Annotated in this window: 21 protein-coding genes; 5 read left to right on the top strand and 16 right to left on the bottom strand. The window is 35.4% G+C overall.

From position 1 onward, the window contains the following. Positions 1-35: 35 nt before the first annotated feature. The 14 genes from ACM55M_RS05580 to ACM55M_RS05515 form a co-directional block, all read right to left on the bottom strand. The gene (locus ACM55M_RS05580; RefSeq protein WP_416856594.1) at positions 36-785 is read right to left on the bottom strand and encodes an LOG family protein; all 750 of its coding nucleotides are present in this window, start codon (positions 783-785) and stop codon (positions 36-38) included. Between the two features lie 12 nt (positions 786-797). After that, positions 798-1922 (bottom strand): ABC transporter permease, encoded by a 1125-nt coding sequence (locus tag ACM55M_RS05575; RefSeq protein WP_416856593.1) that lies wholly within the window; start codon positions 1920-1922, stop codon positions 798-800. Between the two features lie 147 nt (positions 1923-2069). Next, entirely contained in the window at positions 2070-3176 is a 1107-nt protein-coding gene (locus ACM55M_RS05570) for an ABC transporter permease (RefSeq protein ID WP_416856592.1), read from the bottom strand. A gap of 18 nt (positions 3177-3194) precedes the next feature. After that, the gene (locus tag ACM55M_RS05565) at positions 3195-3929 is read right to left on the bottom strand and encodes an ABC transporter ATP-binding protein (protein ID WP_416856591.1); all 735 of its coding nucleotides are present in this window, start codon (positions 3927-3929) and stop codon (positions 3195-3197) included. A gap of 42 nt (positions 3930-3971) precedes the next feature. After that, the gene (locus ACM55M_RS05560; protein ID WP_416856590.1) at positions 3972-4868 is read right to left on the bottom strand and encodes an ABC transporter ATP-binding protein; all 897 of its coding nucleotides are present in this window, start codon (positions 4866-4868) and stop codon (positions 3972-3974) included. Continuing rightward, positions 4868-5158 carry a cupin domain-containing protein gene (locus tag ACM55M_RS05555; protein WP_416856589.1) on the bottom strand — a complete coding sequence of 97 codons (291 nt, stop codon included), beginning with the start codon at positions 5156-5158 and terminating at the stop codon, positions 4868-4870. Before ACM55M_RS05555 ends, ACM55M_RS05560 begins: the two co-directional genes overlap by 1 nt. A gap of 13 nt (positions 5159-5171) precedes the next feature. Beyond that, complete coding sequence (locus ACM55M_RS05550) at positions 5172-6047, bottom strand: HlyD family secretion protein (protein ID WP_416856588.1); 876 nt, start codon at positions 6045-6047, stop codon at positions 5172-5174. A gap of 42 nt (positions 6048-6089) precedes the next feature. Then, positions 6090-7340, bottom strand: coding sequence for a TolC family protein (locus ACM55M_RS05545; RefSeq protein WP_416856587.1), 1251 nt, complete (start codon positions 7338-7340; stop codon positions 6090-6092). Then, positions 7337-7930 carry a TetR/AcrR family transcriptional regulator gene (locus ACM55M_RS05540; RefSeq protein ID WP_416856586.1) on the bottom strand — a complete coding sequence of 198 codons (594 nt, stop codon included), beginning with the start codon at positions 7928-7930 and terminating at the stop codon, positions 7337-7339. Before ACM55M_RS05540 ends, ACM55M_RS05545 begins: the two co-directional genes overlap by 4 nt. A gap of 87 nt (positions 7931-8017) precedes the next feature. After that, positions 8018-8206: a hypothetical protein gene (locus ACM55M_RS05535; RefSeq protein WP_416856585.1), complete on the bottom strand. Its 189-nt coding sequence runs from the start codon at positions 8204-8206 to the stop codon at positions 8018-8020. Continuing rightward, positions 8203-8505, bottom strand: coding sequence for a thioredoxin (trxA, locus tag ACM55M_RS05530; protein ID WP_039109689.1), 303 nt, complete (start codon positions 8503-8505; stop codon positions 8203-8205). Before trxA ends, ACM55M_RS05535 begins: the two co-directional genes overlap by 4 nt. Next, positions 8498-8704 carry a hypothetical protein gene (locus tag ACM55M_RS05525; RefSeq protein WP_416856584.1) on the bottom strand — a complete coding sequence of 69 codons (207 nt, stop codon included), beginning with the start codon at positions 8702-8704 and terminating at the stop codon, positions 8498-8500. Before ACM55M_RS05525 ends, trxA begins: the two co-directional genes overlap by 8 nt. Positions 8705-8734: 30 nt before the next feature. Further along, the gene (locus ACM55M_RS05520; protein ID WP_416856583.1) at positions 8735-9568 is read right to left on the bottom strand and encodes a methyltransferase; all 834 of its coding nucleotides are present in this window, start codon (positions 9566-9568) and stop codon (positions 8735-8737) included. Positions 9569-9596: 28 nt separating this feature from the next. Further along, entirely contained in the window at positions 9597-11012 is a 1416-nt protein-coding gene (locus tag ACM55M_RS05515; protein WP_416856582.1) for an MBL fold metallo-hydrolase, read from the bottom strand. Positions 11013-11237: 225 nt separating this feature from the next. Here ACM55M_RS05515 and ACM55M_RS05510 point away from each other — a divergent pair, with 225 nt between their 5' ends. Together ACM55M_RS05510 and cydB are read left to right on the top strand one after the other, a co-directional pair. After that, the gene (locus ACM55M_RS05510) at positions 11238-12569 is read left to right on the top strand and encodes a cytochrome ubiquinol oxidase subunit I (RefSeq protein WP_416856581.1); all 1332 of its coding nucleotides are present in this window, start codon (positions 11238-11240) and stop codon (positions 12567-12569) included. Positions 12570-12572: 3 nt separating this feature from the next. Continuing rightward, positions 12573-13649: a cytochrome d ubiquinol oxidase subunit II gene (gene cydB, locus ACM55M_RS05505; RefSeq protein ID WP_416856580.1), complete on the top strand. Its 1077-nt coding sequence runs from the start codon at positions 12573-12575 to the stop codon at positions 13647-13649. Between the two features lie 56 nt (positions 13650-13705). Here the strand turns inward: cydB and ACM55M_RS05500 are convergent, their stop codons facing one another. Then, positions 13706-14494, bottom strand: a complete 789-nt coding sequence (locus ACM55M_RS05500; RefSeq protein ID WP_416856579.1) for a sulfite exporter TauE/SafE family protein — start codon at positions 14492-14494, stop codon at positions 13706-13708. A gap of 72 nt (positions 14495-14566) precedes the next feature. Next, on the bottom strand, positions 14567-15193 hold the full coding sequence (locus tag ACM55M_RS05495) for a Crp/Fnr family transcriptional regulator (RefSeq protein ID WP_416856578.1): 627 nt from the start codon (positions 15191-15193) through the stop codon (positions 14567-14569). 294 nt (positions 15194-15487) lie between these two features. Here ACM55M_RS05495 and ACM55M_RS05490 point away from each other — a divergent pair, with 294 nt between their 5' ends. The 3 genes from ACM55M_RS05490 to ACM55M_RS05480 all read left to right on the top strand — a co-directional run bounded on the left by ACM55M_RS05490 (position 15488) and on the right by ACM55M_RS05480 (position 23797). Next, a complete protein-coding gene (locus ACM55M_RS05490; protein ID WP_039109696.1) occupies positions 15488-15793 on the top strand; it encodes a rhodanese-like domain-containing protein in 306 nt (101 codons plus the stop codon). A 60-nt stretch (positions 15794-15853) separates the two neighbouring features. Then, on the top strand, positions 15854-17434 hold the full coding sequence (locus tag ACM55M_RS05485; RefSeq protein WP_416856577.1) for an NADP-dependent glyceraldehyde-3-phosphate dehydrogenase: 1581 nt from the start codon (positions 15854-15856) through the stop codon (positions 17432-17434). Between the two features lie 249 nt (positions 17435-17683). Continuing rightward, entirely contained in the window at positions 17684-23797 is a 6114-nt protein-coding gene (locus ACM55M_RS05480; protein ID WP_416856576.1) for a PKD domain-containing protein, read from the top strand. The last annotated feature ends 7 nt before the right edge of the window (positions 23798-23804 follow it).

The raw sequence follows: 23804 nt of genomic DNA, 5'->3' as shown, positions 1-23804 counted from the left end.
AAGGAGATGATAGCAAATTCAGCTATTAGTTGTTTTTATCTTTTTCTTCTTTCTCCAAACCACCATTTGGCTTTATAAGGTTGCTTTTTTAAACCAAATTGTTTAATTGCATGTTTTTTTATGTGCGCTATTAATTCATCTACGGAATCAGTTACAAATAAAAGCTTCATATCTTCCGGACTGATACTTTCATTTTCTGACATCATTTGGATATGGTGAATTAGCTCTTCGTGATATTTTTTATCAAAAATTACTATCGGAAAATTATTTATTATTTTATTCTGAATTAAAGTTAAAGCTTCAAATAATTCGTCCAAAGTGCCAATTCCTCCAGGCATAACAACAAATGCATAAGAGTATTTTATCAGGATTACTTTCCTGACAAAAAAGTAGGGGATATAAACCCATTTGTGTAAATATGGATTTTGTATTTGTTCTACGGGAAGGACAATATTGCAGCCTACAGAATAGCCGCCAGCTTCATAAGCGCCTTTATTTGCCGCTTCCATTATTCCGGGACCTCCGCCAGTCATTACTGTAAATCCTAGTTTGGCTAACTTTGCTCCAATTTTTACCGCATCATGATAATGATTCGTTTCCGGACCAAATCGGGCAGAGCCAAAAATGGTTACACAAGTACCAATAGAATGCATTTTTAGGAATGCATTAACGAAGTTATAAAGGACTTTACATAAGAAAACTAAGTTTTTGAATCGTGATAATGGTTCTCTTACAAACAAAGATTCGGATTTTGAAAGCCTGTAGTATTGAGGGAATTTTTTCATAATGATATAAAGTTAATTAACTTTTTTATAACTCCACACAGCCAAAACATTTAAAATAAAAGCATAAATAATAATGACAAAAAATTGAAATAAAATATCTGAAAAAGAAGCACCTTTGAGCATTACCATTCTAATAATTTCCACAAAATACCGAATGGGGTTAAACAAAGTTACATTTTGGGCCCATTGCGGCATACTTTCTATAGGTGTAAATAAACCGCTCATTAAGATGAAAATCACTATGAAAAACCATGCAATAAACATGGCTTGTTGTTGGGTTTCCGTATGGTTTGATATGAACAATCCGATGCCCAGAATGACAAATAAATATACCGATGTGAACAAATAAATCAATCCAATATTACCTAAAATGGGAACATCAAAAATCAGTTTTGCAATGAGCAATCCCACAGTTAAAATCACTAAGCCCAATACCCAAAAAGGAAATAATTTTCCAATAATGAACTGGTGTTTTTTTATAGGAGTAACGTTGATTTGTTCTAATGTTCCCATTTCTTTTTCCCGAACAATATTCATCGAGGACAGAAATAAAGTAAGCATTGTAACCAAAAGAACCAAAATTCCAGGAACCATTAAGGTTTTATAATTCAAGGTGTTGTTGTACCAAAAGGAAGGTATTGTAACAATATTTTGAGGTTGTACAAAAGTGGCATCGTTGTATTGAAACAGTTTAGTTTGTATGTTTTGATTGAATGCCGTTATGATTTGGGTGATATACACATTTTCAATTCCGGCGGCCGCACCGTCGATGGCATTGATGCTTACGGAAAGACTTGTTTTTTTTTCTTTGATGAGGTTGCGTTCAAAATGGTTTGGGATTTCGAGAATGATGTCTACTTTTCCTTTTTGCATTTCCAGATTGGCTTCGGTTTTTGAAGTAAAGCTTTGGACTACTTTAAAATAATTGGAGGCTTGAAACTTAGAAATTAATTCTCGTGAAGCAGCCGAATGATCATTGTCAACATAGGAAAACTGGATATTTTTTACTTCAAAACTAGCCGCGTTTGACAATATCAATAATTGAAGTAAGGGCATAACAAATATAATGGGAAGCATTGCTTTATTTCTAAAGATTTGCCTGAACTCCTTTTGGATGATAAATAGTATTGTTTTCAATTTTATGTTTTTAGCCTTGATTCTTCACTTAATTTCAATTTTCATCGGAGTTCAGTGAACTTCGTTTGCAGTAAAAATCCTTTATAGTTTCCTTTTTTGGAAACAATAAAGATTGTAACGGATAGCAGGAAATAGCTCCTGAAAAAATTATTCTAATCTTATTTTATATTGTCTAATACTTAATGCAATGAAAAACACGGTCATTCCCAATAGAATCAATGTTTCTTTCCAAATCACTGCAATCGATGCGCCTTTGAGCAGGATGGCTTTGATGATGATGATAAACCATTTGGCAGGAATGATATTACTGATGATTTGCATCGCCTTGGGCATACTGGAAATTGGGAAAATAAATCCTGAAAGGATAATGACGGGCAGCATTAATCCCATCAGGGAAATCATCATGGCGGTTTGTTGCGAATTTGAAATAGTTGAAATCAATATTCCTAGTGAAAGTGCAGAAATAATGAACAGAATACTTTCGAAAGCCAATAAAAATAAGCTTCCTTCAATAGGCATTTTGAATACAAAAAAGCCTAAAAGTATTATTATCGTGGCATTGATAATTGAAAGGAAAACGTACGGAAATACTTTACCAATAATCACCTGAAAGGGTTTCAGTGGTGAAACCAAAAGGACTTCCATGGTACCAAGTTCTTTTTCTCGGGTAATGGAAATCGAGGTCATCATGGCGGAAACGAGCATCAAAATGATGGTCATAACGCCGGGTACAAAATTGTACACACTTTTCAATTCTGGATTGTAATACAATTGTGTCTGCGTTTGTATTTGGTAATTGGATGGATTGTTTTTATTGATTTCCTGTGTGTGATTTTGCAAAATAGCATTCACGTAATTCGTAATTGTATTGGCAATATTGGGATCTGTCGCATCAGTTATTACCTGAACTTTGGCTTGTTTTTTAGTTTGGAGGTTTTTTATAAAATGGTTTTCAAAAACGAGAACTGCTTTTACTTTTCCTTTTTTGAAGACTGATTCTATTTGGCTTTCACTGCTGATTTCCTGTTCAATATTAAAGTACTGAGAAGCATTGATTTTGTTGATTATTTTTTGCGTTTCAGTATCTTTTGATTGGTCTAAAATAGCAATATTCACATTGTTGATTTCATTGGTAATTGCAAAGCCAAACAACATGATTTGTGCAATTGGCATTCCGAAAAGGATAAACATAGTGCGTCTATCACGAAATATGTGATAGAATTCTTTTGTGACAAATCCGATGAATCTTTTCATTTTTAAAACTTTTAGTTTTTACTCCACATTCCTCGATAATTTTAAAAATACGTCATTCATAGAAGCCACATTATAGTGTTTTTTTAAGTTTTTTGGAGAATCCAAAGCTTCGATGCCGCCTTCGACCATGATGGAAACACGATCACAATATTCGGCCTCATCCATATAATGTGTGGTTACAAAAATGGTAGTTCCTTTGTGGGCTTCGGCATAAATCATTTCCCAGAATTGTCTTCTGGTTATGGGATCCACGCCACCGGTTGGTTCATCCAGAAATACGATTTTAGGCTCGTGTAATAAAGCAACCGAAAAGGATAATTTCTGTTTCCATCCCAATGGCAGTGCGCCAACCAGTTTGTCGGCTGCTTCTTCGAGTCCTAATTTGTGAATTAATTTGTCTGTCTTATCTTTAATTTGGATTCGGCTTAAGCCATAAATTCCGCCAAAAAAAGTGATATTTTCCTTGATGGTCAAGTCATCGTACATCGAGAATTTTTGACTCATGTAGCCAATACTTTTCTTCACCATTTCGGACTGTGTTTTGACATTGAAACCGGCAACTATAGCTTCGCCGGAGGTCGGTTTCGAAATCCCGATAAGCATTTTCATAGCGGTAGTTTTTCCGGCTCCATTGGCTCCCAGAAAACCAAAAATCTCTCCTTTATTCACATCAAAAGAAATACTGTTGACCGCGGTGAAACTGCCAAATGTTTTAGTGATATTTTGTACGCTTATGATTTTTTCTTGGTTCATATTGTCATTGTGAGGCACGAAGCAATCGCATTATTTTTAATCTTATAAATCCATAAATACGTCTTCGATTGTTGGATTTGAAATATGAATTTCTATTTCAGCATGATTTCTACTTTGAAGATAATTCAGCAATTCAGCGCTATTAAAATCTTCTTTTTTATCAATATAATGAATGTATTCTCCAAAGGCAAAAACGCTGTATTGACTGGGATAATGTTGCAAATCCTGAATGAGTTGATAGGTGTTTTTGGCTCGAACATCGTAAATAGTTTTATCATAGTTGCTAATGATATTTTCAGGACTGTCTATTTTTAGGATTTTCCCTTTTTGGATTAGCGCGATTCTGTCACACAAAGCAGCTTCGTCCATATATGGCGTTGAAACCAGAATCGTGATTCCTTTTTGTTGCAATCGCTTGAGCATTTCCCAAAATTCTTTTCGGGAAACAGGGTCAACTCCCGTGGTGGGTTCATCTAAAAAAAGCACTTTTGGTTTGTGGATTAAAGCGCAACACAAAGCCAATTTCTGTTTCATTCCTCCCGAAAGTGCACCCGCTCTTCGTTTTTTGAATGGCTCAATCTGAATGTAAATATCCTTGATTAAATCGTAATTTTCTTCAATCATTGTTCCGAAAATAGTCGCGAAAAATGTCAAATTTTCCTCAACTGACAAATCTTGGTACAATGAAAACTTTCCAGGCATATAACCCACCGAATTCCGAATGGCTTTATATTCTTTCACAACATTAAAACCTGCTACAGTAGCCGAACCTTCATTAGCCAGCAAAAGCGTTGTGAGAATCCTGAAAATAGTTGTTTTTCCTGCGCCATCAGGTCCAATTAATCCAAATAATTCCCCTTCTTTTACTTCAAAAGAAATGTCCTCAACCGCTTTGATATTGTTGTAAGATTTGGATATATTTTGGACTTGGATACTCATTATTTAATCAGTATAAAATTGCTGTCTTCTTTAGCGTCTACCCAGTGTTTTACATTTGCTTCGATATTCACATAATCGCCGGATAGTAATCCTATTGATTTTCCTTTTTCATCGTGAAAAATTGCATCTCCATTGACACAAACTAATAGTGCAGGAACTTTTGTAATATGCTCTTTTAGCTGTTCGCCTGCTGCAATCTGCAAGGAAATCACTTTTCCTTCTTGTGTTGAAAAAAGTACGTTTGTTTGAACAGGCTTTTTTTCTGTATGCAAGTTTTTTAAGTTCATCATTTTGTTTTTTAAATTATTTGATCCACATTTCGGCTGGCATTCCTATTTTTAGAATGCCGTCATTTTTAACTTTTACTTTCACGGCATAAACGAGATTGGCGCGTTCTTCTCTGGTTTGGATTATTTTTGGTGTAAACTCCGCCGATGAAGCAATCCAGGAAATAATACCGGGATACGATTTCATGTCTTTTTGGGAATCTATTTTCACAGTAACATTTTGTCCGACTTTTATTTGAGCCAATTGGGTTTCGCTGACATAGACGCGCAAAGTCATTTCAGAAATATCGGCAATTTTATAAAGTGGTTTGCCAAAAGCGGTGACTTCATTTGGTTCCGAATATTTGGCCAAAACCGTTCCTTTTATTGGATTGATGATTTTGCTTTTCTGAATTTGGTCGTTGATTTTTTCGATTTGCACATCAATCGATTGTACTTCGTTTACGATGGGCGCATTTTGAGTTCCTACACTTTTTATCTGTTCATCCAACACATTTACTTTCCCGATAATTTCATCCACTTGACGCTTGGTAGCTGCATTTTCGGCAAACATGTTTTGAATTCTTTTTTGTTCAATTAGAGTAGTTTTTAGCTGTTCTCTCAATACATTGGTTTGTGATAAAACGTTTTTGGATTTTGAAAAAACCGTGCTTTTGGAAGCAATCAATTGCTGTTTGTTGAAATACAATTGGGTTGTGTCAATCAATCCCACTTGGGTATTAGGTTCGAGAATATCGCCTTCTTCCAATTGTAAAAAGTCAATTTTTCCATTAGCTTCCGCCGAAATCGTAACTTCGGTTGCTTCAAAATTTCCGTAGTCATCCGCTTTTTCATTGTTTCTAGTACAAGAAATTAGACTGGTAAGAATTAAGAATGTAAATATTGTTTTCATTTTTTTATTTTTATTATTTTCTGAAATCATCTCATTATCAAGTTAATACCCTTTATTAACCTGATAATTTGCTTTGGCCAAAGCCAACTGAATTTCATGCAATTTTTGATTGTTTTTTGCTTCGTATAAATTGGTCAGTTCCACCAAGTATTCGGAGGAAGTAATCACACCATTTCGCAATTGGGCATCAGATGATTTGACCACATATTCCCGTAAAGTGATGATTTCAGAATCAGTTTTAATAATTTCTTCCGATTTTTTTATTTCGTTTTCGATTTCCTGAACTTGCAAATTGTTGTTTAGTAAAAATGTATCTTTTTCTGTTGTTATAATATTTTCTGAAATGGAAAGTGCTTGTTTTTCGATTTTCGATTTGTTCCAGTCAAATACATTCCAATTAGCTTTTAACCCCACCATATAAAAGGTTTGAAACGAATTATCTAACATATTTAAACCCGGATTTCCATAACCTGCCTGACTAAATGCATTTACTTTTGGGAGATTATTTTTCGAAATCACCTCTTTTGAAATTTCGATCTGTTCGTTTTGCAAATCGAATAATTTCAATTCCGGACGATTAGTATCTTTTGTAAAATCAGTAGCAATATTTGGTTTCTGCAAAGTGCTATTTTCATCTAATGGCGAAAAAATAAGCGTAGATAAATTGTCCAGCATTCTTTTTTTGTCAAATTGAATTTCTATGAGTTGTTGTCGTATTTTTAAATTTTCGGCTTCTAAAACTTGCTCCGAAGCAGGAAGAATAGCGCCAAATTTCACTCCCGTTTTCACTTCTTTGATTTTGGAAATCAGTTGTTCTTGCTTCGAAATAAAAATAGCTTTCCGTTCCTGCAGTAACAAAACAGAGAAATAAAACTGATTGATTTTATTTTTAATTTGGTACAAATTAACTTTAACTTGTTGCTGTTGCGTTTTGGTTTGTGCGGTTTTAAGTTTGGCATTGGTGTCAATCATTCCGCCATTATAAAGTAATTGGTTTACATCTAATGTTGCTCGATATTGGTCTTTATTTAACGGAGTTACGTTGGGCATCGCAATTGGCAATCCTGTCACATCTGATTGATAAGTTGCTTGAGCATTTATGTCAATTTTAGGTAGTTTCCCTTTGTTGAGTGCGTCAATTTCATAGACTGATTTTTGTTGCAGCAGTTCGGTCTGTTTGTACAATGGATAGTTTTTGTTTGCTAAAGCGTAACAATCCTCTAGCGAAACTATTTGTTGCGCATTCGTATAAAAAACGACTAATGAAAAAAGGGTGATTAGTATTCGTTTCATCTTTTTATCGAATTAATAATTTGTTCCGCAATGCTGGTTTTTCGTTCTTCCATCAGCTGATTAAACTCTGAATCGGATATTTGTATGATTCCTTTCACCATCATTTGTGCTGCAAATGGAAAAACGGTCATCGAAAAAATATCCAATAATAGTTGTTTTGGATTAATTGGTTTTATGATTCCTGATGCAATCTCTTTTTCGATTTGAGAAATCAGCAGAGTAGGGTTGGGTTTGTTTTCGTGATTTAAAAAAGACATCATAAACTCCGGATTATTATTCATTTCCTGAATGATAAATTGTGGTAAATACGGATTGTCAATAACAAACGAAATATAGCTGTAAGTAAACTTTTTTATTTTATCGAAAACGGTTTCATCAGAATTAAAAATAGTATTGATTTGCGGTGCTAATTGTCCAAAAGCATTCATAAAAACAGCTTTAAAAAGCAATTGCTTGTTCTTGAAACAATAATGAAGCATAGCTTTATTTATTCCGGCTTCATCTGCTATTTCCTGCATTCTGGCGCCTGCAAAGCCTTTTTTCTGAAATACAATCCTGGCGGCGTTGAATATTTTTTCTTCGGTTGTCATGGTGATTTAACTATACGGTTTAACCATTTGGTTAACAAAGATAATTAAAAAAAAAAGTATCTCAAGATGAGATACTTAATTTTTTTTTTAATTATCTTTCACAAACATGTTAAACACTAATCCGCCGATTAAACTCCCGTTAAATGTAGAATTTAATGGTTTTGAAGTAATGGCACATTTTCCAGTAGCGCAACCTATATAGTAATAATACAGATAACCTGCGATGGCACCTACAACTATCCCTAATCCTGTGACAAGGATTGCTTTTCTAGTCATGCATTACTTTTTTCTATAATAGTTTTAATTATTTCTTCTTTAGTCAATACGCCGGATTGTCTCCAGAGTTGTTTGCCATTTTGAAATAAAATCATTGTGGGAACACCTCGTACTTGGTATTGAGACGCTATTTGTTGGTTTTTGTCTACATCAATTTTGATGATAGAAACACGGTCTCCTAAACTGTCTTTTACTTCTCTTAAAATGGGACTAAGCATTTTGCATGGTCCACACCATGTTGCAAAAAAGTCTATTAAAACTGGCTTTTCGGATTGGATAATACTGTTGAAATTACTCATCTTTACTGTATTTATTGTTTGAAATAGTACAACCATTAGAACCGCAACTTAAATTAAATAGCACTTGAATGAAGAAAAATAACCCAAAGGCGATAAACATCCATTCTCGTAATATATAGGCTTGAGCAAATAAAAATAAGGCAAACGCCAGACGAACTAATCGCATAATATGCCAATTTGTAAATAATAATTCTTTCATTTTATTTTTGAAAAAAGCAAACTTGTATGACTAACTTATTTTTTTAATTTGATACTTTTCATCATAAGAAATTGCATTTTGTAATGCTGCGGCTGCAATTTCATATTTACTGACAATTAGTATTTCCGCAAAATCACTGCTCATACTTACATTTACTATTCCATCTATTGCAGCAAATTTTCGTGTAACAGATTCCGTACAACCGCTGCAAGTAATCCCTTCAAATTCATAAAGATTAACATTGACTTTGTTGTTCTTTTTTAATTCGAAAAATAATTCCGAATTTGCTCTTGGTGCAATCGAATTCAGACTAACTTCCATTTTTAAAAATTCAAAAGCTGCTGTGAAAAGTGTCTCATATTCTTCTTTACTTCCGCCAAAAGGGGGGCTTACTTCAAATGTTCTAGTAAATAATAATCCTGCCAATTTTCCTTCATCAGCCAAAAGTTGATGCATTTTCCAAACGTATTTTTGACGTAGGGTAGGAGGCAAAGCACAGAAAAAAGTCTGTTCAATAATCAAATCGTATTTTCCTTGATGTTCAAAAAAATCACCTAATATGATTTGGATATTGGAATTGTTTTTGAACTTCTCTTTTAAATCAGCAACCGGTGTTGGCGCAATATCAATAACGGTAATATTAGTAAAACCATGTTCCAGAAGGTATTTAGCTTCATAGCTGTTCCCGCAACCAGGAATCAAAATAGCGATGTTTTTATTTTCTAATGTATCTATATAGGTTTGTAAAGGAGGGGATGTTTTACCTAAATCCCAACCGGTGGCTTTGGTTTTGTATTGGGCTTCCCAATACGCTGCGTCAAGCGGTTTTTCACATGAAGTTACACAGCATTTTATATCTTCCATAATTTGATTTTTTTGAATGTAATTACTTTTATTTCAAAACTTTGCTTTGGCAAACGAAATCTGTTTTTGGTAAATTTGTTTTTGCAATAGCATTGAAACCGCCTTCAATTTCAGTGAAATTTCTAAAACCACGAGCTTCTAATATGGAAGCTGCAATCATGCTGCGATAGCCACCGGCACAATGCAAATAAAAATGTTCTTTTGGATTAATGTCTTTGATCCAATCATTGATAACTGCTAATGGCTTGCTAAACGCTTCCTCAACGTGTTCGGCACAATATTCACTTTCTTTACGTACATCAATTACTTTGCTTTCGCCAATTTTTACTTCTTTGGCAAATTGTTCGGCAGTAATTCTATTTACGGTGTCAATTTCTTTTCCAGCTTTTGCCCAAGCATCAAAACCACCTTCCAGATGACCTATTAAGTTATCAAAACCCACACGACTCAAGCGCGTAACGGTTTCTTCTTCTTGTCCTTCTTCGGAAACGATTAGAATTGGTTGTTTGACATCGGCAACTAAAGCACCCACCCAAGGAGCAAAATCGCCATCAATTCCAATATTTATAGATTGAGGAATAAATCCTTTGGCAAAATCAGTGTTTTTTCTGGTGTCTAAAATTAAGGCTCCGGTTTCTTCGGCAGCAGCTTCAAATTCAGTTACCGATAAAGCACGCATTCCTAAGTGTAATACATTCTCGAAACTTTCATATCCTTTTTTATTCATAGCTACATTCATCCCAAAATAGGCTGGAGGCGGCAACAAACCTTCCGTTACTTCCTGTACAAATTCGGCTTCAGTCATATCAGCTCTCAAAGCATAATTAGTTGCTTTTTGGTTGCCAATAGTTGAAACGGTTTCTTTACTCATGTTTTTACCGCAAGCGCTTCCTGCACCGTGAGCCGGATATACAATAACATCGTCAGCCAAAGTCATCACTTTGTCTCTTAACGAATGGTATAACATAGCGGCTAATTGTTCCTGAGTCATGTGTGCCGCTTTTTGGGCTAAATCCGGTCTTCCCACATCACCAATAAATAAGGTGTCTCCAGAAAAAATAGCATGATCTTTACCGTTTTCATCAATCAATAAAAAGGTCGTGCTTTCCATGGTATGTCCGGGCGTATGTAATGCTTTTATTTTGATGTTTCCAATGATGAATTCCTGACCATCTGTGGCAGAAACGCATTCAAATTCACATTTTGCATTTGGACCATAAACAATTGGAGCTCCGGTCTCTCTGCTTAAATCAACATGTCCGGAGACAAAATCAGCATGAAAATGGGTTTCAAAAATGTATTTCAGTTTTACCTGATCACGTTCCAGTCTATCTAAATAAGGTTGAATTTCACGAAGAGGATCAATTATAGCTGCTTCACCATTTGAAGTAATGTAGTAAGCGCCTTGTGCTAAACAACCCGTATATATTTGTTCAATTTGCATGATTACAATTTTTTTATTTACTGTACAAATGTACTTCTGTTTTTAAGAAAAATTGGTGACTAAAGTTACACAACTTTTTTTAATTTCAGGAAAAAAGACGCCAATAGTATTCGCTATATTTCTATATGAAAATCTACTAAATTGAAGAGAATAAAGTTGGATTCTGTAAAAGAAATGTTACTTATAATGGGTAAATTTGCAAAACCTCTGATAAAATATATTTGAATGGAAGAAATGCTTTTTTACGACCGAATGCAATTTGCATTTACGATTACCTTTCACTACTTGTTTCCTCAATTGACCATGGGACTTTCCCTAATCATTATTTATTTCAAATGGAAGTTTTTGCATACCCAAAATGAACATTACAATCAGGCTACCCATTTTTGGATGAAAATCTTCGCACTTAATTTTGCGATGGGCGTGGTAACCGGAATTCCGATGGAGTTTCAGTTTGGAACCAATTGGGCTAAGTTTTCGGAATTAACGGGAGGAATCATTGGACAAACGTTGGCTATGGAAGGCATGTTTTCTTTCTTTTTGGAATCCTCCTTTTTAGGTTTGTTTTTATTTGGAGAAAAATTAATCGGGCATAAATGGCATTTTGTCACCGGATTACTCATTTTTATAGGTTCCTGGGCCAGCGGATTTTTAATAATAGCAACGCATTCCTGGATGCAATATCCAGTTGGTTATGAAATTTTAGCCAATGGTAAATTTGTCCTGAATAACTTTGCAGCGCTATTTACAAACCCTTGGTTGTGGCCTTCCTATTTTCACAATCAGGCAGCTTCTATGGTAACCAGTTCTTTTGTTGTTGCAGGGATTGGCGCTTTTTATATTTTGAGTAAAAAGAATGTGGTTTTTGGGAAATTATTTGTGAAAACGGGAGTGATTTTCGGATTGGCTTCAAGCCTTATCGTTGCAGTTCCTACCGGAGATTTATTAGCCAAGAATGTCGTAAAATACCAACCTGTTACTTTTGCCGCTATGGAAGGGATTTTTCACAGTGAAAAAGAGGGTTCCGAAATTGTTTTGATTGGTCAACCTGACGTAAAAGATAAAAAACTGGACAATAAAATTGCAGTGCCTAATATTTTGAGTTTTTTGACTTACGGGAATTGGCATAGTGAAATTAAAGGATTGGATCAATTTAAAGAAGAAAATCATCCCACTAATATTTCAGGATTATATTACGCGTATCACATTATGGTTGGACTCGGAACGGTTTTCATCGGTTTAATGGGTTTTGCGGTTTTTCAGCTCATTCGAAAAAAATTATTCGAAACCAAATGGATTTTGTGGTCGCTGCTTTTTATGCTTCCATTTCCATACATCGCGAATACAACAGGATGGTACACCGCTGAATTAGGAAGACAGCCCTGGTTAGTATATAATTTATTACGCACCGCCGAAGGTGCTTCGCCAACAGTTTCCTCCGGAAATACGTTATTTACGTTGCTTGGATTTATAGGATTGTACCTCTTATTAGGCATGTTGTTTTTACTCTTGGTTGGTAAAATTATAAATAAAGGACCTCAAACAGAAAATAAATAAATTATGGAATTCTTTTGGTATGTAGTTTTAATGGGAATTTTGGCCGTTTATATTGTACTGGATGGTTATGATTTTGGAGCGGGAATTATTCATTTGTTTTTTGCTAAAACAGAGAAAGATAAAAAAGCGATAACCAGCGCGATTGGCCCTTTTTGGGATGCCAATGAAGTATGGTTAATTGCCGCAGGCGGGGTTTTGTTTTTTGCTTTTCCTACGTTGTATGCCTCTTCATTCAGTGGATTTTATTTGCCTTTAATGATGATTTTATGGTTGCTTATCTTCAGAGCTGTAGGTTTGGAATTGCGTGGTCAAATTCATCATCCTATGTGGGAAGTCATTTGGGATAAAGCCTTTGGGATTGCGAGTTTATTATTAGCCATATTTTTTGGTGTGGCTTTGGGGAATATTGTTCGCGGTGTAAATCTGGGCATGGTAGAAAATGGTGTTTCAACACAGGAAGCTCATTTTTTCTTTTTGCCGTTGTGGAATCCAACTTTTAGTCCAAAAGCGGATCAATTGGGAATTATAGATTGGTTTACCCTGTTTTTAGGAGTGGTTAGTGCTGTTACGCTGACGATTCATGGTGCGAATTGGATTATTTATAAAACGAATTCTTCTTTGAATGCAAAATTAAAAGAGGTGGTTTTTAAACTCAATTTTGTGTTATTGGGATTGGTAATGATTTCATTATTAATTTGGCACAGAATAGAACCCAAACCGTTTCACAATTTTGTTGAAAATCCATTTCTTTGGATATTCCCATTGATTGCATTTATAGGCATTTTTGGATTGTTTAAAGTAAAAACATTTAAAAAAGACGGGCATGGATTCTTGTTTTCGAGCATGTTTCTCGTAGGAGGATTTGCCGCAACGACGGCTTCTATTTTTCCGAATGTCCTGCCTTCGACCAATGCGGTGAATCCTTCGTTAACCATTTACAATACTGCTGCTGGAGAATATGGATTGTCAGTAGGCGTGTATTGGTTTGTTATCGCTTTGCCTTTAGTTATTGTGTACTTCATAATTCAGTATAAAGTTTTTAGCGGTAAAATGGACGAAATCGGGTATGGTGAACATTAGCATTGTATTCAAATTAAAAAATAAAAAGTATTCCAACTCGGGATACTTTTTTGTTTTTAATGAAAGAAAATCTCTTTAGTAATGATGTAAATTCCCATCACTAATACAAACCAGCCAAAGATTGGTTTTAGTTTAGCACCGTCAATTTTTTTCGAAAGTTTGATTCCTATGATCATTCCTAAAAACGCTATGACGGTAATCCCCAGTAGAAAAGGATAATTTATAGGTGTACCAATATATAAATCGCCACCAAAACCAATTGAAGAGTTGATGAAAATAATGAGTAAAGAGGTGCCAACGGCTTGTTTCATGGGCAAATTAGCAAAAAATAACAAGGCTGGTATGATTAAAAATCCGCCACCCGCACCTAGAAAACCAGTTACAATTCCAACTATAAACCCAATGATTCCCAGTTGTGTGTAGTTTGTTTTTGGAGTGCCCATTACCGGTTTTGTTTTGCGTATCATGGATATAGCAGCGGCCATCATCAATACGGAAAAAACAATCATAATCAGAAAACTTTTCGATACTTGGTAAGATGCAATAGAGAATAGTGTTGCCGCTATTTTTGGAAAAATAACTTCCCGGATTATCAGTATTGAAAAAACCGACGGAATGGCGAAGTAAAGTGCGGATTTAATTTTAAGATTTCCCATTTTATAATGGCTAATACATCCAAATAATGCGGTAACTCCAACGATGAATAACGAATAACTGGTTGCTAATTCTGGTTCGATCTTAAATAAGTAAACTAAAATGGGAATGGTTAGAATTGATCCGCCGCCGCCTATTAAACCTAATGAAAGGCCTATGATAATTGATGCAAAATAGCCTAAATATTCCATTTTAAAACTTTTTATTGCAAAGGTTGTCTGTAAATTTTAGACAAACAGTAACATTTATCACATTAGGAAGATTTATTTCAAAAGTTCAATGTTATTGCGCTGTAAATTGACCAATCCTCGTTGTTCCATTTTTTTTAGTAAACGGGAAATAACTTCTCTTGATGTATTCAATTCAGATGCAATTTCCTGATGGGAAAGTTTTAAATGGTTGCAGCCACAAGCATCGGCATGGCGTTTTAGGTAGAATTCTAAGCGTTCATCCATTGCTCTAAAAGCGATACTGTCAACAACTTCCAGCACTTCTTCAAATCGGCTGCGATAGGTATCAATTACAAATTCATACCAACTGCGGTGTTGCATCATCCATTTATCCATCAGCGGTAAAGGAATCATTATCAATTCTACGTCCTCAACAACTTTGGCCATGATTTGGCTTTTTGTATTCTTTGTAGCGCAAATCATGGAAATAGCACACGCTTGACCGGGTTGTAAATAATACATGAAAAATTCACCACCATTTTCATCTTCGCGGTAAATCTTAATCTTGCCACTGATAACCAAAACGGTGTTTTTTATGTATTGTCCAGTTCGCATAATAACATCGCCTGCTTTGAAGGATTGAAAAGTAGCATTGGCATCAACATCTTTGACTAATTCAGTAGAAAATGAAGGAAATAGTTTCTTTATAGGATCAAGCATTTTCGTATTATTTTAAATTTTGGCAATAGTTATATTGTAAAAGTAGTCTAAAAACTCAAAAGATTATTGCAATTATAGTATTCAAAAAGAGATTGATTCCTGAATTATCAGGTGTTGTGCTTTATGTATTTCCGATGGATTTAATAGACTATTTTTCGCAAAAATAAACGCCGAATTTATAGTTTCTTGATAGTTAATGTTTTGCGAAAACGTTTTCTTTTGAATATTATCTAATTAACAAATGGAGGGTTTATTGTTTGGTAAAATCTTTGTATTTTTACAAAAAAAGATACTATGAATTTAACACAAGAAGATTGGGTTGCTCAATTCGAAGCTGATGAAAATGCAGTAATACTTGACGTGAGAACCGAAGACGAAACGAATGATGGAATTATAGCTAATGCCATACTTATCGATATTCACAAGGGACAGGGTTTTATAGACGAAATAGAGGCTTTAGACAAAAGTAAAAATTATTACGTGTATTGCCGTTCCGGAATGAGAAGTGCAAAAGCTTGTGAAATCATGAACGAACTGGGTTTTGAAAACACCTACAACTTATTAGGAGGAATTATAGAATGGAATGGCGATATCGTTTAACCATAAAACTATAAATACGAAGGCCTCTTTTTATTAAATTTTAAATATAACCAACCTATAATGAGTTTTATACCAGAAGAATTTCAAATTAATACGCTACTAAATCAGGATACTTATTTAATCAATGGGGAACTAAAAAAATGGACCGGTCAAACCACTCCAGTTTTTTCTACGATTTCATCTACTGAAAAATACGAACCTACTATCTTGGGTTCTATTCCATTTATGGGAGAAGCAGAGGCTATGGAAGCAGTTGAAGCGGCATCTGCGGCTTACAATAACGGACAAGGTTTATGGCCTACAATGAAAGTTGTGGATCGCATCAAATGCATGGAAAATTTTGTTGCCCAAATGAAAACGACTCGAACAGAAGTTGTTAAACTTTTGATGTGGGAAATTGGAAAATCATTGGGTGATTCTGAAAAAGAATTTGACAGAACTGTAGAGTATATCTATGACACTATTGAAAGTTATAAAGAATTAAACGCCCGTAGTGCTCATTTTTCTAAAGTACAAGGGATAAATGCAATGGTTCGTAGAGGACCGCTAGGGGTTGTATTGTGTCTAGGACCATACAACTATCCATTGAATGAAACTTTTTCGTTGCTTATTCCTGCCTTAATTATGGGGAATCCTGTAATTTTTAAACCAGCTAAACACGGCGTTTTATTACTATCTCCTTTGTTAGAAGCGTTCAGAAGCAGTTTTCCAAAAGGAGCTATCAATATTGTGTACGGTAGAGGACGTGAAGTGGCTTCACCAATCATGAAATCTGGAAAAGTTGATATTTTGGCTTTGATAGGAAACAGTAAATCAGCGATTGCTTTGCAAGACCAACATCCAAACAAAAACAGATTGCGTTTGGTATTAGGATTAGAAGCAAAAAATCCTGCGATAATCCTTCCGGATGCCGATTTAGATTTGGCCATCCAAGAATGTATAGCGGGATCTTTGTCTTTCAACGGGCAACGTTGTACTGCTTTGAAGGTATTATATGTGCATGAATCAATAGCGGACGAATTCAACAGACGTTTTGCAGCCAAAGTGGATGCATTAACTTTTGGAAATCCATGGGATAAATCAGTATTTCTTACTCCTTTACCAGAAAAAGAAAAACCGGCTTATATTCAGGAATTAATAGATGATGCTACAAGTAAAGGAGCAAAAGTTATTAATGCAAAAGGAGGAGAGCATTCTGATAATTATATCTTCCCAGCAGTTTTGTTTCCTATAAACAAGGAAATGCGTGTGTATCATGAAGAGCAGTTTGGACCAGTTGTGCCTATTATTTCTTTCAAAGACATTCAAGAGCCATTGAATGATATGGCTGAGTCTAATTACGGACAACAAGTAAGTTTGTTTGGAAAAGACATCAAAACTATTGCACCGCTTATCGATACTTTAGTAAATCTTGTTTGTAGAGTAAACTTGAATAGTTCTTGCCAAAGAGGACCGGATGTTTTCCCATTTACAGGAAGAAAAGATTCAGCAGTGGGTACGTTGAGTATTCACGATGCATTGCGTTCGTTCTCTATCAGAACTTTTGTTGCCTCTAAAGATAATGACTACAACAATGCCATTTTACAAGAGTTATTAAATAGCAAAGAATCCAATTTCATTAATACCGACTATATTTTGTAAGTATTAAATAGTTATAATTGAAGCCGTCTCGTTTTTTCGAGACGGCTTTTTTATGAGATTTGGATATTGAATTTGGGTTTTATTTTCCGTAAATTAAATATGGACTTGTATTTTTTAAAATAATAACAAAAATAACACAGCTTTACGGGAAACCGCAACATAACGGAAAAACATTACATTATATTTGTTAAAATTTTATTTTTACCGGATGGCAATGATGGTAATCGTTGACTAATTTAATACGCAATTATGAAACACCTTTACAAGATTATTTTTCTTTTTGTCTTGATAATTTCAGTTAATAATTTAAATGCTAAAAGCAATTACCCACATTTGGGCATCGATAAAATTGTTGTAGCGGAGAGTACCAATATTTTAGTATTACCAACTGCTACAATAACCACAAATACAACTTCTGTTTGTACTAATGGAACCCAACCTGTAATAACTTTTACAGGAATAGGAGGGACTGCTCCCTATACTTTTACGTATAAGATAAATGGTGGACCTGATATAATTACTTCTCAATCGACAGGAGATATTTTTACATTGAATGTGCCAACTTCTACTATGGGAAGTTTTGTATATACATTAGTTAGTGTCAAGGACTCAACTAATGCAACCCAAGCCCAAACTGGATCAGTAACGATAGAGGTTAATGCTTTGCCAGTTATAGATTTTACATTTACAAATGACAATTCTTGTTCGGGAACAGCACTTCAATTTTCTTCTTCCACAACAGGTACAGTAACATATACTTATGCGTGGGATTTTGGAGATGCCACAACCTCAACGCAACAAAATCCTAATCATTCTTTTACTTCATTAGGATGTGGTACTACAACATTCAATGTTACTTTAACCGTAACAGGTGGTGGTTGTGCAGTAACCAAAACAAAGACCATTACTGTAAAACAAAAACCTGATATCAATTTTATAGATGTCAATAATCAATTTACTGATCCATTTAATAACTGTGCCAATGCATCCTCCAATTCTGTGTATTTGATTACAGTTGGAAATTCTTCTGCTTCCTCTTGTATTTCTTCCTTTTCCATAGATTGGGGGGATGGAAACACACAATCCAATATTACATTCCCTATTTCCCATACCTATTCTTCCATTGGGGCTTATTCTATGACCATCACTGCCAATGGAACCAATGGTTGCGTTAATTCTAAAACCTATATTGTCAAAAATGTTTCTAATCCACTTGGAGGTTTAAATAGTCCCGGATCTACTCAAAATTTATGTGCTCCAACAGCCAATCTACAATTCTCCATCTCGAATTGGGGAGGTAATTCACTTGACACAACCTATAAAATAAATTATAATGATGGTTCTCCAATAGTCATTTTAACCCAAAATCAATTAAACAGCTCTACTTATTATAATTCATCGAGTCCCTTAAATTCTCCCAACTATCCTATTCCACATACTTACACCACAAGTAGTTGTCCAGCACCCAGTTTTGAAGTAAAATTAGAAATAACCAATGCCTGTGGAATGACCCCCTTATCATTGGGAAACATATCCATATTAACAAAACCTACAACAAATTTCACGGTGCCTGCTAATGGTACTGGATGCGTAAACAATAGTATTCTATTTACCAACACAACTGTTTCAGGCTATGGTCAAAATTGTGTTCAAGGTTCGATTTATACTTGGGATTTCGGAGATGGCTCGCCTATTGTCACAACTCCGCTATCAGCTCCTCAAAACATTAATCATACCTATTCTAATACAGGAACATATACAGTTACCCTAAACGCCCAAAACGGATGTGGAACTGCAACAAAAACCCAACCAATCTGCATAGAATCTCCACTAACTCCTCAATTTACGCTTAATACTACTTCGGGTTGTAATCCTCTTACAGTAACTACAACCAATACAACCAATATTACAAATTCTTGTACTACGCCAACATATTTATGGAATGTTGCTTATACAAATCTAAATTGTGATGTTGTTTCAGTCAATCCAGTCTATACTAATGGTACCAATTTAAATTCTGCTAGTCCTTCTTTTAATTTTACTGCCCCAGGTACTTATACTTTAAAATTAACGGTAACAAATTCCTGTGGAAGTACGAGTACTACTCAAACAATAACTGTAAAAAAGCCACCAACAGCCATTATAAATACTATCCCAAATGCTTGTGGGACAGCAACTATTTCACCAACGGCTGTAGTACAAGGATGTGCACCTGCTTCTAGTGTCTTAACGTATGCTTGGAGTTTTCCTGGTGGTACTCCGGCAACTGCAACCACAGCTATTCCGGGAACGATTACTTATAATACTTCGGGAAATTATACGGTTTCATTAACAGTAACCAATGAATGTGGTGTTTCTGCAACCGCCACCAAAACATTTTCGGTCAGTACAACACCAACTTTAACAAATACATCCTTAACCGAAACTATTTGTTCTGGTTCACAAACGAGTTTAGTAAACTTAACGGCTGATACTGTTGGAACTACTTTTTCTTGGACGGCAACAGCAACAGCAGGAATCACCGGTTTTATGGCTTCCGGGACAACGAATACAATTCCTGTACAAACTATTTCAACAACAAATACTGCAGTAGGTACCGTTACTTATGCCATTACTCCCATATTAAACGGATGCTCAGGAGCAGTAGTAAATTATGTTGTTACTGTAAACCCAGCGCCAAATATCACAACCCAGCCCGCTTCAAATACGATTTGCCAAAATGGAACACTTAATGTATTAGCTGTTGTTTTAAATACTTCAACAGGAACGCCAACGTACCAATGGTATTCAAATACAAGTAATAATGCAACTACGGGAACGCCACTTTCTGGAGAAACAAATGCTACTTATGCGCCGCCAAGTGCAACAATTGGAACAATTTATTATTATTGTATTATTACATTGGGTGGTTCTGGAGGCTGTTCCAGCATTACTTCTGCTGTAGCAAATATTACAATTACTGCCAGTGCAACAATTATTTTGCAGCCAACAGCATCACAAAATCTCTGTGTTGGAAGTACGATAAGCCCGCCATTAAAAGTAAATTATTCTGGTGGAACAGGAATTCCGAGTTATCAATGGTTTTCAAATACAACCAATACAAACAGTGGTGGAACCCTCATTTCGAGTGCCACTAATTCAAGTTATACTCCACCGGTTTTCCCTATTGCAGGAGTAAACTATTTTTATGCAGTTATAACATTATCAGGAAGCGGATGCGGTCCAATAACAAGTAATCCTGCAGAAGTTAAAGTTGTTGCGGACCCAATTGTTACTGCACAACCATTGTCAACGCAAACTTTATGTCAAAATGTTGCTCCAACAGATTTATCTGTAACTGCCTCTGGAGATGCTAGTGTTGGGACTGTATCTTACCAATGGTTTTCGAATACTACAAATTCAAATAACGGAGGAACTTTATTAATCGGAGCAACAAATGCTACTTTTACGCCGCCTACAGCAGCAATAGGAACAATTTATTATTATTGTGAAATTTCACAAAGTGGCTTGGGCTGTAATACCAAAAGTAATGTAGCTGCCGTAATTATAAATCTTGCGTCCACAATTACCTTGCAACCCTCCTCAAGTACGTTATGTTTAGGAGGAACACCTACACTTTTAAAAGTAGCTTACAGTAATGGAGTTGGTACACCACAATACCAATGGTATTCTAATGCAACTAATTCTATAATGGGAAGTACTTCAATTTTAGGAGCAACAAATGATAGTTTCAATCCACCCGCTATAACAGTTGGAACAACGTACTATTATTGCATTATTACGTTGTCTACTGGAGGATGTTCTGTTTTAACATCCGCTATTGCATCAGTTAAAATCAATCAAAATCCTATAATTGTAAATAAAAGTGCAGTACTATGTAGCGGAACAGCTTTTACAATTACACCAGATAATTCAAGTGGTGATATAGTGCCGGTTGGAACCACATACACTTGGACAACTCCGGTAATTAATCCTTCGAATGCTGTTAATGGCGCCGTTGTGGGAACAATTCCTCAAAATAATATCAGCCAAACGTTGATTAATACAACAACTAGTCCGGCAACGGTTACTTATACTGTTACTCCAACTTCGGGAACTTGCGTTGGAATTAATTTTACAATTGTTGTAACTGTCAATCCATCAATAAGCCCAAATAGTATCCTCACAAATAATACTTGTTTTGGCATTAATAATGGTTCAATACAAACTAATTTAACGGGAGGAATTCCTTTTACTGTTGGCGTACCATACGTAGTTTCATGGGTGGGACCAAATGGATTTACATCTAGTGCAACAAGTATTTCTAACCTGTCGCCGGGAGATTATACACTTTCAGTTTTAGATAATGGAGGTTGTCCTTTTTCAAAAATTTATAAAATTACAGAACCTGATGCCATCGTTATTACTACCGATTTAGAAAAGGATATCACCTGTTTTGGTAATGTCAATGGAGCGATAGCAATTACAATAACTGGAGGTACTATAAATTATAAGTATGCTTGGACTAAAGATAATTTACCATTTGCAAACACTGAAGATTTATCAAATTTAAGTCCGGGCATATATACTGTTTCGGTTTCGGATAGTAATAATTGTGGCCCAGTAACAACCACTTTCACAATTAAGGAGCCGCCTGTTTTAGTTTTAAATTTAGTAAGTCAGACCAATGTTTTATGTTTTGGAACTGCAACCGGAGCTATCGCTATTAATGTAATGGGAGGAACACCAATCCAGATTTCCCCTGGCGTTTTTGATTATAATTATGCTTGGACAGGACCAAACGGATTTACAAGTTCCAATAAAAATCTAAGTTCCATTTTAGCTGGAACGTACGACTTGACTGTAACGGATAATTCAGGCTGTGCCAAAAAGCTATCGGTTCTTGTAACACAATCTTCAGAAATTACAATAAAGGCAACCACTACCGTAATCAACTGTTATGGTGATAATAATGCGTCAATTAGCTTAGTTGTTTCCGGTGGAATTGCACCTTATAAAATCACATGGAGTACTTTAGCAACTGGATTATTTCAAGACAATCTTTCGGCCGGAGATTATCTGATTACAGTTACGGATGCTTTGAATTGTATTAATACATTAAATGTCAACATACCCGAAGCACCAATTTTTACCATCAATCCGGTAGTGAAACAAATTTCTTGTTTTGGAATGAATGACGGCAGTATAAATCTAAATTTAGTAGGAGGAATTGCTCCACTAAAATTGGTATGGAGTGATGGAAGTACGGCAGGTTTGACTAGAAATAATCTAGGCCCGGGTTTTTATACTGTAACCATAACCGACAGTAAACCCTGTATTATAACCAGAACTTTTATACTATTGGAACCTCAAAAATTAGTGCTTTCGGCAAATGTTACCCATGCATTCGACTGTGATGATACTAATAGTGGCGTGATCAATCTGCTAGTTGCCGGTGGGACGCCACCTTTCACGTACACTTGGTCAAACGGAGCTACAACCGAAGATTTAACTACTATTCCCGCAGGAAATTATTTGGTTACAGTCACTGACAGCAGAGGTTGTTCAAAAATGGCCCAATATGTTATCAACAGACAACCACCAATAGTAATTGGAGTGGAAACAAAAACCGATTTTAATTGTGATGCTAAATCTGTCAAACAAACTTTTGTGGCACAAGTTTCAGGTGGAGTCCCTCCTTATCAACTGACTTGGTCCAGCGGAACGATAAGTGGAGTCAATAACGAAATGATGAACACCAATCAAAACGGAACAGTTATTCTTGGCGTTACGGATAACTTGGGTTGTACTGCAAATTATACTTTCAATGTGGCTATTCCAAAATTAGGAACGCCTTCCTTCACAACCAGTTCGTATTCGTATGCTACTTTTGGTACTTTTTCAATTAGTGATCCCATACAATTCACGAATACAGCTACGGCAGATTATAGCAGTACTGCTTGGGATTTTGGTGACGGAAGTGTTTCCAGTGAAGAAAATCCAACTCATACTTTCGTCAAAGAAGGGAGTTATGTAGTTACTCAAACCGTTATTTATCCTTTTGGATGTATTTATACGCATATTGTAACATTACTTATTGACAAAGGGTATAAAATGGTAATCCCAAATGGGTTCACTCCCAATGGAGATGGAATTAATGAAACTTTTAAACCGGTTTTTGTTGGATTGAAATCACTTCAACTCGATGTGTATGATACTTGGGGAGAATTAATATATTCTGAAAAAGGAGAGACATTACAAGGATGGGATGGGAGAATAAAAGAAAGAGAATCGGAAAATGGAAATTATTATTACAAAGTAAAGGGAACCACTTTTTATGGGAAAATAATGAATGAAAACGGTCCTTTTACACTAATCAAATAAGAATAGC

This window comes from Flavobacterium galactosi, assembly GCF_048158585.1.
In the GTDB taxonomy this organism is placed as follows: domain Bacteria; phylum Bacteroidota; class Bacteroidia; order Flavobacteriales; family Flavobacteriaceae; genus Flavobacterium; species Flavobacterium galactosi.
Note: the sequence above shows the minus strand (reverse complement) of the source record. Positions and strands in the feature narration are given on the sequence as shown.